General features: G+C 36.6%; 13 protein-coding genes. 12 read left to right on the forward strand and 1 reads right to left on the reverse strand.

Annotation, left to right across the window (positions count from 1 at the left end; translation table 11 throughout):
* Window positions 1–9: 9 nt before the first annotated feature.
* The 7 genes from ACFPM4_RS07450 to ACFPM4_RS07480 all read left to right on the forward strand — a co-directional run bounded on the left by ACFPM4_RS07450 (window position 10) and on the right by ACFPM4_RS07480 (window position 9,432).
* Complete coding sequence (locus ACFPM4_RS07450; protein WP_382349614.1) at window positions 10–1,512, forward strand: sulfatase-like hydrolase/transferase; 1,503 nt, start codon at window positions 10–12, stop codon at window positions 1,510–1,512.
* A gap of 20 nt (window positions 1,513–1,532) precedes the next feature.
* Window positions 1,533–3,164 (forward strand): extracellular solute-binding protein, encoded by a 1,632-nt coding sequence (locus ACFPM4_RS07455; RefSeq protein WP_382349617.1) that lies wholly within the window; start codon window positions 1,533–1,535, stop codon window positions 3,162–3,164.
* A 100-nt stretch (window positions 3,165–3,264) separates the two neighbouring features.
* Entirely contained in the window at window positions 3,265–4,794 is a 1,530-nt protein-coding gene (locus ACFPM4_RS07460; protein WP_382349620.1) for an extracellular solute-binding protein, read from the forward strand.
* Window positions 4,757–4,903, forward strand: a complete 147-nt coding sequence (locus ACFPM4_RS07465) for a hypothetical protein (RefSeq protein ID WP_382349623.1) — start codon at window positions 4,757–4,759, stop codon at window positions 4,901–4,903. Before ACFPM4_RS07460 ends, ACFPM4_RS07465 begins: the two co-directional genes overlap by 38 nt.
* 82 nt (window positions 4,904–4,985) lie before the next feature.
* A complete protein-coding gene (locus ACFPM4_RS07470; RefSeq protein ID WP_382349626.1) occupies window positions 4,986–6,425 on the forward strand; it encodes a sulfatase family protein in 1,440 nt (479 codons plus the stop codon).
* A gap of 25 nt (window positions 6,426–6,450) precedes the next feature.
* Window positions 6,451–7,962 (forward strand): sulfatase-like hydrolase/transferase, encoded by a 1,512-nt coding sequence (locus tag ACFPM4_RS07475; protein WP_382349629.1) that lies wholly within the window; start codon window positions 6,451–6,453, stop codon window positions 7,960–7,962.
* Window positions 7,963–7,992: 30 nt separating this feature from the next.
* Window positions 7,993–9,432, forward strand: a complete 1,440-nt coding sequence (locus tag ACFPM4_RS07480) for a sulfatase family protein (protein ID WP_382349632.1) — start codon at window positions 7,993–7,995, stop codon at window positions 9,430–9,432.
* Between the two features lie 60 nt (window positions 9,433–9,492).
* Here the strand turns inward: ACFPM4_RS07480 and ACFPM4_RS07485 are convergent, their stop codons facing one another.
* Window positions 9,493–10,341 (reverse strand): AraC family transcriptional regulator, encoded by an 849-nt coding sequence (locus tag ACFPM4_RS07485; protein WP_382349635.1) that lies wholly within the window; start codon window positions 10,339–10,341, stop codon window positions 9,493–9,495.
* A gap of 237 nt (window positions 10,342–10,578) precedes the next feature.
* Between ACFPM4_RS07485 and ACFPM4_RS07490 the strand changes: the two genes are divergently transcribed.
* From ACFPM4_RS07490 to ACFPM4_RS07510, 5 genes are all read left to right on the forward strand, one after another.
* Window positions 10,579–11,919 carry a sulfatase-like hydrolase/transferase gene (locus tag ACFPM4_RS07490; protein WP_382349638.1) on the forward strand — a complete coding sequence of 447 codons (1,341 nt, stop codon included), beginning with the start codon at window positions 10,579–10,581 and terminating at the stop codon, window positions 11,917–11,919.
* Window positions 11,920–12,215: 296 nt separating this feature from the next.
* Window positions 12,216–13,175: a glycoside hydrolase family 43 protein gene (locus ACFPM4_RS07495; RefSeq protein ID WP_382349641.1), complete on the forward strand. Its 960-nt coding sequence runs from the start codon at window positions 12,216–12,218 to the stop codon at window positions 13,173–13,175.
* A gap of 26 nt (window positions 13,176–13,201) precedes the next feature.
* Window positions 13,202–15,004 carry a glycoside hydrolase family 2 protein gene (locus ACFPM4_RS07500; RefSeq protein ID WP_382349644.1) on the forward strand — a complete coding sequence of 601 codons (1,803 nt, stop codon included), beginning with the start codon at window positions 13,202–13,204 and terminating at the stop codon, window positions 15,002–15,004.
* A gap of 298 nt (window positions 15,005–15,302) precedes the next feature.
* Entirely contained in the window at window positions 15,303–16,310 is a 1,008-nt protein-coding gene (locus ACFPM4_RS07505; protein ID WP_382349646.1) for a LacI family DNA-binding transcriptional regulator, read from the forward strand.
* A 43-nt stretch (window positions 16,311–16,353) separates the two neighbouring features.
* The gene (locus ACFPM4_RS07510; protein ID WP_382349649.1) at window positions 16,354–17,466 is read left to right on the forward strand and encodes a DUF4185 domain-containing protein; all 1,113 of its coding nucleotides are present in this window, start codon (window positions 16,354–16,356) and stop codon (window positions 17,464–17,466) included.
* The last annotated feature ends 243 nt before the right edge of the window (window positions 17,467–17,709 follow it).

Consider the following 17,709-nt stretch of genomic DNA (forward strand, 5'->3'; position numbering starts at 1 on the left):
TGTGAAAGGATGAAAAAAGGTCAGGGAAAGAAAAAAATGAACATAGTTTGGTTCGTACAAGACCATGTTATGTGGAAACATTTTCGAGATACGGATGGACCTAAGCCTAAGTTACCAACGTATGAGCGAATTGCTAAAACAGGAATAGAATTTAATCGTGCTTATTCTATTATTCCGCTATGTGGCCCTGCGAGGGGTAGTTTGATGACAGGTGTTTATCCGCACAAACACGGAATCATCAATAATGGAAAAAAAGTAGATTTGAATCAATTAGAAATAAATGTGTTTAATAAATACTTGATAGATGAAGGATATCGTACAGGTTATTTTGGAAAATGGCATGCTGGTGTCGGAGTTGCACAGGATAGTGGCTTTGAAGGATATTCGGTACCAGGTTATGGTAATCCTTATGGGACAGATGAATATCTAGAATACTTACAAAAACATAATCTACCAACCCCATTTGTGGATGTCGAATGGAGGCCTACTGGCGAGATTTCCAAAAATGTTGATTTAACAGTGAAAGGAATTTCTCCTCACCCAAAAGTAGGGATAGGTCATCCGACGACAGGGATTATTAAAGCTCCTGCTGAAACGACAGAATCCTATTTTTTATCAGATATGGCAAGTGAATGGCTTCAACAGAGAGTAGAAGACGGAGACTCGTTTTTTCTAAGGGTAGATACTTGGGGTCCGCATCAACCTTATTTAGTATCAGAAACATTTAAAGATACGATGAACCCAACAGAAATACCAGAATATCCAAATTTCAGTAATGACTTTGGTGATCGGCCAGCTTATCATAAGCGAGATCGTGAAGAATGGAGGGCGAAGACAGGTTTTACTACTTGGGAAGAATGGCAACCAATTGTGGGAAGAGCATATGAACATTATGAACAGACAGATACTGGTCTCGGGAAGATATTAGATACATTGGAACACTTAGGGATTGCGGAAGAGACAATCGTCATTTATACCGCGGATCACGGTGATATTCTCGCTTCAAACGGTGGTCTGTTTGATAAAGACTCTATGTTGACTGAAGAAACTATGTCCATTCCAATGGTAATTAGATGGCCAGGTGTTACCGATGGGAAATATAATCGTGACGAATTAGTATCTAATATGGACCTGGTGCCGACGATTTTAGAGATGGCAGGAATTCAGGTTCCAACACATATGGACGGTGAAAGTATAGTACCGTTATTAAATCAAAACCCGCAAGAGTGGCGAGAAGAACTATTGACTCAGCATTTTGGTCATATAAATCATTACAAAATTCAAAGAGTTTTATATTGGAAGAATTATAAATATGTAGCTCATTTAGATGATACAGATGAATTGTATAATCTCGAAAAAGATCCATTTGAATGGAAGAATTTAGTGGAAGATCCTGCTTTGGATAGCCTATTGCAAGACATGAAGAAGAGACTTGCTAGATGTATGGTTAAGTATCAAGATCTATCTGAAGATTCACAAACTCTACTTAAACAGAAAGGCATAACAATTTGAGAATAATGGAGGAGTTATTTGTGAGAAGATCAATAGCTATATTACTCATTACCATTTCTCTAGTTTTAAGTGGCTGTTTTGGAAAAAAATCAACAAATGAAGAAGTGAAAGAGGTTTCCATCAGTCCTGCAGGAGAATTGCCGATAGTGGATGAAAAAGTGACTTTAAAGGTATTAGTTCAAAGCCGAGCGAACATAGAGAACTTTGGAACAAATGAATTTACAAAATGGTATGAAGAACAAACAAATGTACACATTGATTGGGAAGTGGTACCGCCTAAGGATGCACAAGAAAAATTAAATCTTATATTAACAAGTGGCGAATATCCAGATGTCATTATGGGATTTGGTATTTCTCCTACGATGCAAATGGTGTATGGGATGCAAGGTGTCTTCCGGCCAATGAATGATTATATTGATAAATATGGCTATGGGACGAAACGATTATTTGAAGAGGTAGAAGGTGCTGAAGAAGCAATTAAAGCACCAGATGGTAATATCTATGGTCTACCGCAAATTGATGCAAATCCACATACAGCTTCACCGCAAAAACTGTGGATTTATGAACCATGGTTAAAAAAGTTGAATTTAGATATGCCAACTACAACAGAGGAATTTTACCAAGTTTTGAAAGCGTTTAAAACGCAAGATCCGAATGGAAATGGAAAAGCAGATGAAATACCATTGGCAGGAGCAACAACAGGATGGCATGCTCAAATAGATAACTTTTTAATGAATGCCTTTATTTATACACATAAATTAGGAAATGGGTATACGATTCTCGACAATGGCAAGGTAGATGTTGTATTTAATAAGCCAGAATGGAAAAAAGGATTAGAGTTTCTACACAAATTGTATGACGAAGGTCTATTGGCACCTGAAACATTTACACAGGATATTGATCAATTACGACGCCTTGGAGAAAATCCAGATGTTCCAATTCTTGGTGTTGCACCAGGTGGGACAATGGAATTTACGCAAATTGGTGGCGAGAGTGGGAGATGGCAAGAATATGTTACAATCCCACCACTAAAGGGGCCGGATCAGCTCCAGGTAGCTCCATATTCTCTAGAAGGACTTAATGCCAATGCGCAATTTGTTATAACAAGCGCTGCAAAATATCCTGAAGTTGCCTATCGCTGGGGAGAAATGATGTATACAGAAGAAATAACGATTAGAAATGACAATGGTACCTTAGGTGAACATTGGGATTGGGCTGAAGAAGGAGAAATAGGTCTGAATGGAAAACAAGGATCATGGAAAAAACTAGTTCAACCTAGTGGGATACAAAATTTTGAATGGGAGCATACTGGTCCGATTTTACAAACGCGTGAACTCCGAGAAGGGCTTGTTACACAAAAAGGTGAACTGGCGCAAATTTTATACGAGGAAACAGTAAAGAATTATGATCCGTATCGACAAGATGTGGATAAAATTGTGCCACCATTATTTTTTAGTGAAAGCCAGGCATCTGAGCTTGCAACGCTGGAAAAAACAATTCGTGACTATGTGAATGAAATGTTAGCACGCTTTGTTACAGGTGATGCAGACATTTCCAAGGAATGGGATAAATATTTAGATACATTGGAGAATATGAACTTAAAGAGATTTGTTGAAATATATCAAGAAGCTTATGATGCGAAGTATAAATAATAGATTACTAGAATGCTGAGGCACACTGACTACTAAAAAAAATTAATCCATGGTCAATTTAATATGAATTACAAATCCAATACGAGAGGGTTATTGTTTAATGCGAAAGATTATCTCACCTTTATTTTTGATAGTCGTAATTACATCCTTATTATTATCTGGATGTTTTGGTAAAAAGGATAAAGCCAATGGAGACGAAAAAGTAGCAGTTAATCCAGCAGGAGTATTCCCAATCGTTGATGAAAAAGTAACATTAAAAGTATTAGTTCACGGAAATGCACTTATAGAGAATTTTGAAACAAATGAATTTACAAAGTGGTATGAAGAGAAGACAAATGTACACATTGAATGGGAAGTTGTACCGCAAAAAGGAGCTAAAGAAAAATTAAATCTTATTTTAACTAGTGGTGATTATCCAGATGTTATTTTGAATTTTGGAGTATCACCAACAGAACAGTTAGTGTATGGACAACAAGGGATATTTCTACCTTTAAATAAGTATATTGATGAATATGGAAAAGAAACAAAAGAGTTATTTAGAAAATACCCGAAAGTAAAGGATGTAATCACTGCACCGAATGGAAATATCTATGCATTACCTCGTATTAATGAAAATTATCACGGTTTAATGGGACAAAAAATGTGGATTTATACTCCTTGGTTAGAAAAGCTGAATCTTAAAATGCCTACGACAACAGATGAATTTTATGAGGTGTTAAAAGCATTTAAGACAAAAGATCCGAATGGAAATGGAAAAGCGGATGAAATTCCACTAGCAGGAGCTACCACGGGATGGAATATGAATATTGAAAACTTCTTAATGAATTCCTTCATATTTACGAATAAAACAACTTCTAATCGGATGATTTTTAATGAGGAAGGAGAAATTGATGTAGTATTTAATAAAGACGGTTGGAGGGAAGGGCTGAAATACTTAAATAAGTTATATTCGGAAGGATTACTAGTTGGAGAAACTTTCACACAAGATAAGGACCAATTAAAGCAAATGGGTGATCACCCTGGAGTTCCAATTTTAGGTACTGTGGCCGCAGGTATACCACAAGATTTTGCGGATATTGGCGGAGATAGATGGAGTGATTATGAAACAGTACCGCCACTGAAAGGACCAAATGGTTTACAGGTTACTCCTTTTGATTCGTATCCAATGGCCAATGGCGTATTTATAATTACTAGTGCTGCGAAATATCCGGAGGTAGCTTTCCGATGGGCTGATGCGATGTTTTCGGAAGAAATAACGTTAAGAGCTGTTCATGGTAGACCTGATATTGAATGGCGTTGGGCGGAAGATGGTGAACTTGGAATTAATGGAGAACCAGGAAAATGGAAGAAGCTAATAAGTTTTGGAAGTGTACAAAATAGTCATTGGTATCAAACAGGCACACATATACAAGATGAGGCTCTTCGCTCAAGTCTCGTGGGTGAAGAGGGGAATATTGAAAGTGTGCTATACAATGAAACGAAAGAAAAATATGCGCCTTATCAACAAGATCCTGAGAAAATGGTTCCACCATTATTCTTTACAGAAGAACAAGCAAATGAGTTAGCAACCCTACAAAAGTCTATTAATGATTATGTCGGTGAAATGGTGGCCCGTTTTTGTAACTGGTGATCAGTCGTTAGAGAAGGATTGGGATAAGTATATTGAAACACTGGAGTCTATGAATTTAAAGCGATTTGTAGAAATTCATAATGAAGCATATGAAACACAGTATAAATAAGCGACAATGTTGAGGGAGATTATCGTCTCCCTTTTCTTCTCATGAATCAATTGTAAATGCTGATAGAAAGAGGGGAAGAAGCATGAAAGAAGAAAGACCTAATATTGTCTTTATCACAATGGATGAGTTAAGGAAGGATGCACTAAGCTGTTATGGCAATAAAGCGATAGATACCCCAAATTTAGATCGTTTAGCAGAACAAAGTATCAGGTTTTCAAGAGCATATACGGTTAGTCCATGGTGTTTGCCCTCTAGATGTGCCATGTTAACAGGGCAATTCCCGCATAATAGCGGTGCTTATAGTAATTTTCGTAAATGTGAGTTAGATACTGGAATCCCAAATCTCTTTCAAGAGCTGCGGAAAGTGGGGTACAAGACATCCTTATTTGGTAAGTGTCATTTTTCCCCTGTACCCTATGGAGAAACTCGCCCAGATGTTACACTTCCTTATGATGAATTTAGGGAATGTTATGTTAATTTAGGCATTGACCATTTAGATTTGCAAGATGATAAACAAGTATCAGTTTGGTTCTATGATGATTATGCGAAGGAACTAGATGAAGTAGGATATTTACAAGCTTATCGGGATGCAACATGGAATGTGCAAGGTAATCGTAAAGTATTTACATTTCCTGGACCTGAGGAATGGCATCCAGATAGTTGGGTAGGAAGGAAAGCACAACAATTTATCCAGAAATACTCAGGGGATCAACCATTATTTAGTTGGATATCCTTTAGTGGTCCGCATTATCCATTTGATCCTCCAGAGAAATATATAGATAGGGTTGATATGAGTAAAGACACTCCGATGTCTTTTTTGGAAGGAGAATTCGATGATGATAGTCGAATCCACCATCGAAGTTATCATGGAGACGGGAGAGGCATTATTGATGGTGCAGGGGTTGCACCGGGTAAAGCATGTAAGAATTATTCGAATCAATATTGGTATACATTGCGGAAATATTACTATGCGAATGTTGTTCAAATCGATGATTATATAGGGAGAATTTTAGAGGTAGTGGAAAGGAAATTCGGTGACAATGTTCTTATTATTTTTACAGCAGATCATGGGGAGATGTTAGGAGCACATGGAATATGGGGGAAAGGTGACTGTGGGTATGAGGATGTTACGAATGTTCCACTTTTAGTGAAGTATCCAGGATCATCTCAAGGTTACACAACAGATGTGAAAGTTATGTTAACTGATATTATGGCAACCTGTATGAAAGTTGCAAGTATTAGCGATCCGGTACCAACAGATGGCCGTGATTTTAATGAATCTATTGAAGTTGGTGGTTATCCATACGTGTTTTCCGAAGGGGAAGGATTTATTTGCGTAAGTGATGGTCAATACAAATATATTCATATCAATAAAAATAATCGTGAACATGATGAAATGTTTGACCTCGAAAAAGATCCAAATGAATTTGAAAACGTGATAAATCAAACCGAATATGCAGAGAAATTAGCAGAGCTAAGGGGAGAAGTGGCAAAATTATTTATGAAAAAACTATTGGCTTAATCAATTTTGAAGGGGATTGCCATTGATGAGGAAAACTCAAAAGAATATTTTAATTATCATGTCGGATGAACAAAGATGGGATACATTGGGCTCCCATGGGAACCCAACATCGGTTACTCCAAATATTGATGCACTTGCAAAAAGTGGAATGTCGATGGACAGGTGCTATACCGTTAATCCATTATGCTGTCCAGCAAGAGCAAGCTTATGGACAGGGTTAATGCCTCACGAACATCATGTGATGGGAAATTGGAGGAGAATTAGACCAGATTTGCAAGATGAGGGACTTATAAAGAATTTTAAAGAGGCTGGTTATCATACCATTTATACCGGTAAATGGCATGTTCCAGGAACAACTCCAAGTAAATTCCATTTTAATGATATGTCTTCTATCCCAGCGATATTAAATGGAAGGGATAGAGGGCGATTTATAGAACCATATCGAAAATATGCTTATTCAAAAGGATATGAACTTGTAGATTCACATGTGGAGAATCTTACAAAGGCAGATCTAGAAAAAATGAATCAGCCAGGTAAGGCTCCTTGTGGAAAATCAGAAATTTCATTGGAAGATTATTTAGAAACGTGGCAAACGAAGCAATTTCTCGATTTGCTAGAACGTAGACCAGATAAGCAGCCATTTTTTGCAGTATGTTCCTATAATGCACCTCATTTTCCTATGATTGTACCGGAACCTTACGACACAATAGTCTCGCCTGAAGAAGTTGTTTTACCTCCAAATTTTTGCAAGGGAATGGATGGGAAAGCAACAGAAGTTTTTAATTCAGGATATGAAAAGTTGGCCAATCTAGATGAGTACGAGTGGAGGAGATTTATTGCTCATTATTTAGGATTTTGTGCCTTAATTGATGATCAGGTCGGAGAAATTACTCATTATTTGAAACAGAAGGGTATTTTCAATGACACAATTATTGTGTTTGTTTCTGATCATGGTGATATGATGGGCTCCCATGGATTAGTAGAAAAAGGATTCCCATTACACTATGAAGAAGCTTTACGTGTCCCTCTAATCATAGCAAACTATGGTGAGATAAAAGATGGGAGAAGTGAAGAATTAGTCTCCCTTATCGATTTATTACCTACGATTGCAGAGCTTACAGGAGTACCAATTCAACAAAGAGTCGAGGGTCGATCATTTGCTAATCTTTTAATAGGGAACGGTACTACTAGAATAAGAGAGTATGTCCTAGCAGAATCATTTAAATTTGATGGAAATGAAGGGGGAGCAGGTGAGTATATTAATGCTAAGGATTTTAATCCTAATATAGATAGTGTTAATTATTCGATTCGTACGAAAGACTATAAATATATATTCAGATTTAGTGATAAGGAAGAATTATACGACATCCAAAATGACCCATATGAAAATGTTAATCTCGCAGATATAGAGGAACAACTAGAGGCATTACAATTTATGCGTGAACTTTTACTTATCGAAATGAAGAAAACAAATCCAGTGCTAGAAGTAGCAGTCAAAAATAAGCTTTCGCAGCTAGTGCAAAAGGAACACTTGTAAAAGGATGACACAGAGGAGATGTATAAATTAGTGAAACCAAATATATTATGGATTTGTACGGATCAACAGCGGTTTGATTCATTAGAATGCTACGGAAATGAACTTGTAAAAACACCCAATATAGATAGATTATCAGAAAGAGGAGTACTTTTTGAAAATTGTTTTAGTCAAAGTCCTGTATGTACACCAAGTCGTGCTAGCTTCCTTACAGGTAGGTATCCTCGAACAACCCGTTGTAGACAAAACGGTCAAGCTATTCCTAAGGATGAGCAACTAATTACAAAATTGCTTGCAGATGCAGGATATATTTGTGGTTTATCTGGAAAACTGCATATTTCCCCATGTCATCCATCTGTTGCTCCAATTAAAGAAAATAGGATTGATGATGGTTATGCTCAGTTTCACTGGTCGCATCACGCTACACCGGAATGGCCTACAAATGAATATGTCCAGTGGTTACAGGAAAAAGGGCAGAAATTCAAAAGAGAAATTGTAGAAGAAAGTAATTATGTACAATATGGTCCTGATGCGGAATATCATCAAACAACTTGGTGCACGGAAAAAGCAATTCAATTCATCGAATCTAATAAAGATTATGATCGACCATGGCTTTTTTCTGTAAATATATTTGATCCGCATCATCCGTTTGATCCGCCTAAAGCATACTTACAGCGATATTTAGAAAGAATGGATGAAATTCCATTGCCAAATTATAAAGTGGGAGAGTCAGAAAACAAACCTATTTACCAACAAATTGATCATAACGGTGCATATGGAATGAAAGGGAACTTAGCATACTCTGAGATGAATGATTATGACCACCGATTATTACGTGCAGCCTATTTTGCAATGGTAGACTTAATCGATGAACAAGTAGGTCGCATGATAGCAACACTAGAGAAAACAGGACAATTGGAAAATACGATTATCATTTTTATGTCAGATCATGGAGAATTATTAGGTGACCACGGAATATATTTGAAGGGGCCACACTTTTATGAGGCTTCAGTGAAGGTGCCACTTATCATTTCATGGCCTAAGAAGATAAAAGGTAATCGAAGAATTGATAGACTAGTAGAGTTAGTTGACCTTGCTCCTACATTACTTGAAGCTGCAGGTATACCTATTTATGAGGGAATGCAAGGACGATCATTGTATGAATTACTGATCAATGAAGATGTGGATTATTCATTCCGTGAGGATGTGTATTGTGAACACTATAATGCGAATTTTAAACACGGGGAACATGTAGCATTTGCTACAATGGTGAGAACGGAAAGATATAAGTTAATAGCGTATCATGGAGAGAGTACGGGAGAGTTATACGATTTAGAAGTGGATCCTTTTGAATATGTAAACGAATGGAATAATCCAGAATATAGATCTGTAAAGCTAGAATTATATCAGCGGTTATGTGATCGGATGGCTGAAACTGTAGATCCATTACCTGTTAGACAATCGGTGTGGTAAAAGAACATGACAATAACAACTCTGTTTGTTATTGTCATGTTTTTTTCTCCCTTATTTCTTTTATATCTCATTCCCTACATACTTCGTTGGTGATACTCCGAAGAAGTTTTTGAAGGCGCGAGAGAAGGAGTATAAATCTGCGTATCCGAGTGAGTAGGCGATTTCTGTAATGGAAAATGACTTTTCAGATAACATTTCTTTTGCTCTGTTCATTTTTAGTGACAGGAGATATTGTACAGGTGTTATTCCAAACTCATTTACGAATTCTTTTGTGAAATGGGAGCGGTGAACTCCTATATATTTTGCAACATCTCTTACAGTAATATCTTCCGTATAGTGGGTATCCATATATTGTTTACTTTTCTGAATCCAGTTTACAGGTGTTATGGTAGATAGCTTACGAGATGATGCTTCAACAGATAAATGATGTAGTAAATTAAAAATATAACTTAAGCGTTGGAGCTCATCATCTTTTAAATACTGTTGAAAGTGACGAATGACTTCTTGTAAAACTTCTATAATTTTGTCTGTAATAAAACTTTCAATGTGGAAGGAATAGGGGGTAAAACCAATTCGGTTTAATAAAGAAACTAATTGTTTGCCATCTAGTGCTAACCAGAATAATTCTAAACGATCATCAGGGTCCGTTATATAATAATGAGTTTGTTTAGGAAAAAGGCAAAATACATCGCCTTTTTTGAGTTCTTTCGTCATGTTTCCTTGAACGAGTTTACCTTTTCCGTTTAGTACAAAATGGAGACTATAATAGTTAATGATCCTTGGGCCAATTTTGAAATGGGGCTTCGTTCGATTGTGTCCTGCTCTAATCGGCCATATGCCTCCGTTTTTCTCCAATGGGGTCGTATAGTATAACCAATGTTCAGCGTATTCGTGTGCATATTCCTGCATAACAGAACCTCCTAACTTGGATTCCCCATCGTTGTTTTATCCATAGTGGAATATAGTATATTTTCATTTTATTATGAAAAATATGAGAATGGCAAGAGGGAATTCGCTGTATGGACTAACATGAATTTCAAACAACAAATTGATAACCTTTAACCTAACATAATGACATTTTTTCATCTTGATTATTCTATATAATTAAGATGAAACTAGTTAATGAAAATGAAAGGTCTGAAGTTAATGACAAAGAAAAAGAATGTTCTTTTTATCATGACAGATCAACAGCGGGCCGATTCAATAGGGCCAAATCGCGTTAAATATGCAGATTACCCCAATATGGAAAAGCTGCGTAGTGAGTCTATAGCGTTTGATAACTTTTTTACTGCTGCTTCACCTTGTGTACCATCGCGACATACGTTCCTCACAGGAAGACATCCTTGGAAGGCAGGTGTTTCCGGAAATGCTAAGTTTAGCACTGGTAACGAAACAACGTGGATGTCGATATTGCGTGAATATGGATATAGAAGTGTTTCGGTTGGAAAAACACATATGATTCATGCTGGTAGTTTCCATATTCAAGTTCCAGTCGGTAATTCATTCGGGGATCAAGATGGTTGGAATCATTTTGAACCAGTAGCAAGTCCAGAGTCAGATGACAACTACTTTGATATTCACGTAGCAAGACGGGCATGTGACGCACTAGAGAAATTGAGTACTCGTAAACCATTCGCTATGTTTGTAGGTTTTCATGCACCTCATGAACCATATGTCATGCCTGAAAAATATTTAGATTTTTGTAGACCAGAAGATATTGAATTACCGGATAATATTAATTCAGAAGAATATGCTAGTAAATCTGAAGCCTTCCGGAGACGCCACGATCACTTTAAAAAAATGTTTGGCAATATCTCTGAAGGTATGATGCGAAAAGGGATTGCGGCACATTATTGCTTGTTAAAGATGATTGATGATTGTATTGGAATGATTAAAGATAAACTAATAGAACAGAATTTACTAGATAACACGATTATCATCTTTTGTGCAGATCATGGTGATTTATTAGGAGAGCATGGCTTATTTAATAAAGCAGCAACACATTATGATGCGGAATCAAGGGTTCCATTTATGATTCGTATTCCTGACGGCAGTAAGGCAGGAGAAAGTATCAATCATTTGGCATCAAGTGTAGACTTTGTGCCGACTTTATTTGATCTGATGGGACTGACACCAGATGTTTCTTTACCTGGCCATTCATTAGTTCCAGCTATGAATGAAGGAAAAGAAATTCGAGACTATGTAACTCTCGCAGACGGTAATGGAACAATGGGGATCCGTACAAAAGAATATAAGCTATGGTATAACCCTCATCATAGAGATGGTGAAATGTATGACCTAGTTAATGATCCAGGAGAGATGAACAATTTATACAACAAGCAGGAATTTGCTAAGCTTCGTAGTGAATTATTTGAATTAATGTTACATGCTAGATTAATTGATGATGACCGTGATAATAAACCGACGAAACGCGATTGGTTGTTACATGATGAAGTGAAAGCATCGAATGAACCTGAAGTAGTTTAAATTCAAAATCGGATGATGACTAGGATCGTCACGTCCTGTGGCATCTGCAAATATTAGTGCCACCGTGATTGTTTTGAGTCATATTTTGCAGCATTTCCCATCTACAAAAAGTTTATGAGGTATACTCCCCCACCTCATAAATTTTTTGTAGAAGGGGTAATTCAAGAAAATTTCAGATTGTTTTGCTAGATTTGATTGTAAATAGAAAGAAAGTTTCGTATAATCTACTCAACGATGTTTGAAAACGATAACAAAAATTATCGTACTTGAATACAATCGTGAGGAGGCGACTAGCAATGTCTTATTCCAGTACAGATGTTATTACGTATAAAAACCCTGTCGGGGGCATGAGTAATATTGGTGACCCCTTTGTATTGAAGACAGAAGGTTCATACTACATGTATGCAACATCTGCTCCAAATGGATTTAAAGTATGGCAATCCGACAACCTTGTTGATTGGGAAGAAAAAGGACTAGCTTATTCGAAAGATGATCAACCTGTAGTATGGGGAACAGAAGCTTTTTGGGCACCAGAGGTAATATTCCATCGAAATCAATATTACATGACCTATAGTGCACGTAATCAAGAAGGACATTTACGTATTGCAGTAGCAACTAGTCAAGATCCACTTGGTCCATTTATTGATATTAATAGAGATATCGTAAAAGAAGAGGGTTCTTTTATTGATGCTCATATATTCATAGATGAAGATGGAACACCCTATTGCTATTATGTAAGGGATTGCTCGGAGAATATTATCGATGGGCAACACGTCAGTCAGATATTCGTTCAAAAGATGAATGATGAACTAACAGAGTTATTAGGAGAACCTCAGCTAGTTATTCAACCAGATTGTGAATGGGAAGTGATAGCTGGTAACTATCAATGGAATGAGGGTCCTTTTGTATTAAAACATGAAGGCAAGTACTATCTGATGTATTCTGCTAATCTATACGCAAGCTCAGATTACAGTGTTGGATATGCTGTTGCAACAAAACCAATGGGGCCATTTGTTAAGGCAGAAGAAAATCCGATTCTAGTTAAGGATATGAATGCAGGAATTTCTGGTCCAGGTCATAATAGTGTAACAGTTGGACCTGATAACGAAACGCTTTATATTGTTTATCATATTCATACACATCCTGATAAACCGAGTGGCAATCGACAAATGGCGATTGATCGTTTGTATTTTGAAGATGGTAAATTAAAGGTTGACGGACCAACTTCAGATGAACAAGAAATTAAATTAAAATAGAGATTACTTTTTAAAGGAGCATACAGATGACTTACAGACAAGAATATCCTCGACCGCAGTTAGTAAGGAAAGAATGGTTAAATCTAAATGGCGAGTGGGATTTTGCATTTGATCGTGAGAATGTAGGATTAAAGGAAAAATGGTATAAAAATTCTAACTTTGACTTGAAGATTAATGTACCTTTTGCCTATCAGTCGAAATTAAGTGGTATCCATGACCCGTCTTTCTGTGATCATGTTTGGTATAAACGGGAATTTACAGTTCCAGAAGAGTGGAATGATAAGCAGGTTATACTTCACTTTGGTGCAGTAGATTACAGGGCTTGGGTTTATGTTAATAGCCAGTTAGTAGGTACACATGAGGGTGGTCATACATCATTCTCTTTTGATATTACGGATGCATTAACTTGGGGAAAAGAAGAGATTGTCGTTCATGTTGAAGATCCATCTACTGATGAGACAATTCCAAGAGGTAAACAGTTTTGGGAAGAAAAATCTGCAGCTATTTGGTATACGCGTACAACCGGGATTTGGCAAACAGTATGGTTGGAGCCCGTTCATGAAACGAATATTTCTAAATTACGCTTAACACCAGACTTAGATGCAGGAGATATCATCATTGAATTTGATGTTAATGGGAAATACGCTGAAACGGAAGCAGAAATTGAAATAAGCTTTAAAGATCAACATGTAGTAACAGATACAATTCAAATTACAGCTCCATATACGAAAAGAGCAATAAACCTATACCAACAAAAGATTTTTAGGACTGCGTTCCATCATAATGGTTGGAATTGGACGCCAGAAACTCCGAATTTGTTTGATTTGAAAGTTAAATTAATTAACAAAGGTAAAGATGTGGTTATTGATGCAATAGATGCATACTTTGGAATGCGCAAAATCCACACGGAGAATGGAATGGTGTATTTAAATAACCGTCCATATTATCAAAAACTTGTTCTTGACCAAGGTTATTGGCCAGAAGGCTTGTTAACTGCACCAACGGACGAGGATTTTAAGAAAGATATCGAATTAACAAAAGAAATGGGCTTTAACGGCTGTAGAAAACACCAAAAAGTAGAAGATCCACGATTCCTTTATTGGGCAGATAAGTTAGGTTTCCTTGTATGGGGAGAATGTGCAGCATCTCCATATTATAGTGAAACTGCGGCTGCTAGATTAACGAAAGAATGGGTTGAAATTGTAGAACGTGATTACAATCATCCTTCCATCGTTACATGGGTGCCTGTGAATGAAAGTTGGGGAGTACCTTCTATTAGCTCAAACAAACAGCAACAAAATCATTCGTTAGCACTTTATCATCTAATTCACTCGCTTGATGCTACACGTTTAGTAATTTCAAATGATGGATGGGAATTAACTAAAACAGATATTTGTGCAATCCATAATTACAATCATGGTAGAAAAGAAGAGTCGGCTAAATATGAATATTACAAGGAATCTTTAGCAACGAAAGATCAAATACTTAAGTCCCAACCAGCACATCGTGGTATATATGCTAATGGATTCTCACATGAAGGTGAGCCAATTTTACTAACGGAATTTGGCGGAATCGGCTTCAAAGTTGGTGAGGATGCAGGATGGGGTTACACTTCTGTAAAAACTGAAGAAGAATTTGTCGAAGATTACCGTCGAATAATGGAAGCTGTTTATGCATCGAAAATTCTACATGGATATTGTTATACGCAATTAACGGATGTAGAGCAAGAAATAAACGGTCTACTAACTTACAATAGGGAGCCGAAATGTGATCTGAAGAAAATAAGAGAAATAAACGATATGTGGCATTTAAGTATCATTGAACAATAGAATAAAATGTAGCTCCTGTCCATAAAAAATACAGGAGCTACAATGAAAAATCTAGTTTTTTGCATATTCAGTATACTAACTTAATTTAGTAAATAATATTGCATAATGATGTCGCAAATTGTATAATCAGAATATAAAACGGCGGTAAACGCTTTCAAAACAAGGTGGTTTTTATTGTATGATAGGGAGGGATACATCTCACGGTAAATGTCATACATGTAAAAGTTTTTCTATGTCATTAGGAGACTTTTATCATATGCATCTCCTTCCAAAAATAAGAATAAAGTAGGATGTTCATATGCTGAAGGTAACGATTAAAGATGTAGCAAAGGAATCAGGTGTTTCTATTGCTACCGTATCAAGGGTGCTGAATCAAGTAGGCTTTGTGAGTGATGAAGTAAGGGCGAGAGTTTTAGCAACAGTAGAGAGGATGAATTATCAGCCCAATGCAGTTGCGCGAAGCCTAAAAAGTGATAAAACAAATATAATTGGAGTCATCATTCCGGATATTTCCAATCCATATTACATGACCATCTCCAAAGGAATTGAAGATCAAATTTATCAAAAAGGATATAATTTGATTTTCTGTAGTAGTGATGAGAGTCAAGAGAAAGAGCGCGATTTATTACAACTACTCTATGGAAAAAGAGTAGATGCTATTATTCTCTCCACTTCAGGTGGAAATGAGGACCTAATTAAACAAATTCAAAAAAGTGGTATTCCCATCATACTGATGGATAGAAAACTAGATAATATGGACACTGACTTTAAGATAGATATCGTTAAGGAAAATAGTGTTCGCGGGGCATATGAATTAACAAAACATGTGTTAGAGCTTGGTCATAAAAAGATTGGTGTAGTAAATGGTCCAATGCATATTAGCACTGGGCGAGACCGTTATGAAGGTTTTGTAAAGGCAATGAAGCAGTATAATCTTGAAATTGACACCAAGTATATTGTCGATGGACATTTTACTCAAAAAGGTGGAGAAGAAGCTGCTAAATACTTTATGACGCTCCCGGAAATGCCTTCTATTATTATCGCTTTTAATAACAGTATGTCTTTTGGTGTTTTACTAGAATTAGTAAAGAACGGATATCACCTTTCCAAAGATATTAATCTAGCATCCTATGGAGAATTAGAGGCCGCACAAATTTTACGTGGTACGGACATCATTTACGTTAGACAGAATCCATATAGGATTGGAGAAACAATAGGTGGAATCATAATAAAGAAATTAGTAGAAGGTAAACGAGATACAACCGAAGTTTTTGAGTTTGAAACAGAATTATTAGTCTACAACTAGCCAAATAGGATAGATAGTAATAATTCTTGAAAGAGGGTTTCATATGACAGCTGAAAAACAAAGTATCATTACTCCAGAGCGAAGTACATTTTTTAAACACGCAATCATAGAAGATTATGGAACATATCAGTCATTAAGTGATGGTGATTTATGGCCACAAGCCTGGTCCGATGATGATAACATCTATACAGCAAATGGAGATGGAAAAGGTTTTGACCTAAATGGTGAGTGGGGAGATATTGTAGTTAATGTTGTGAAGGGAGATATAGCATCCGGAACACTATCTGGTGAAAGGATCTCCTCAGGAGAAGAAGTAAGTCAAGTATGGAGTGACCCTGAAAAATATAACAGAAAGCCAACAGGTATGGTTTCTGTAGATGGTTGTCTCTACTTGACCGTACAAGATTTAAATAAAGAGACTGAGGGTGGCCGGATTTTCAATGATGTACCTGCAGCAACTATTGTTAAATCCACTGATAAAGGGAAAACGTGGACATGGGATCAAGAAAAACCAATGTTTAATAATCATGTATATACAACTTTGATGTTTTTGGATTATGGAAAAGATGGAGAAAACAACTGTTTCGATGATTATGTATATGCATACGGATTAGATAATAACTGGCGTGCTTCTTTTTCGAAAACAGTACCGGATCCAACAAAATTATACTTAGCTAGAATCCCAAAGGATAGTATACAAGATATAAGTAAATGGGAATTTTACACAGGTGATTTGCAAGGTAATGCTAGTTGGTCTGCTCCTGGTGAAATCGAATTAAGAAAACCAGTGCTGCAAGACGAGCGAAGAGTTTATGTCGATCGTGTAAAGGAACCTAGTAATATGTCTGTACTGTCCCAAGGTAGCATTGTCTACAATAAACCTCTCAATAGATATATATATTCGTCATGGACCGAGTTTACATTTGAATTTTATGAGTCACCGACTCCTTGGGGTCCATGGAAATTGTTCTTGTCAAAAGATTTTGGTGAATATCCTTGGTCAGAAAATAAATACGGAGGATATGCAACTGTGATTCCATCAAAATTTATTAGTGATGATGGTAAAGAAATGTGGGTTAATTCCCAAACCTTTGTTGGGGGATATCATAATTATAGAATGTCATTTAGAAAGTTAGTAGTTACACCCAATGAATAATAATCCTAGCAATCTAGTTATTAGGGGGAATGGTGGATGACTTAATAGAATTGAAAAACAATTCAAAAAGATGTAAAGAATGTAAAAAAAATATTGATTTAGTACTAGTTTTGCGATAATATTAGGGCAAAAGGTGATGTAAACGATTACACCGTTATCATTCATGCACACCTAAGGTACTATTCTATTAGTCAATCACCACCGAATTACCTAAAGGGGGTTGTAGTAAGGGGGTATCCTAAA

The organism is Lederbergia graminis (assembly GCF_042655485.1).
Lineage (GTDB): Bacteria > Bacillota > Bacilli > Bacillales > Bacillaceae_C > Lederbergia > Lederbergia graminis.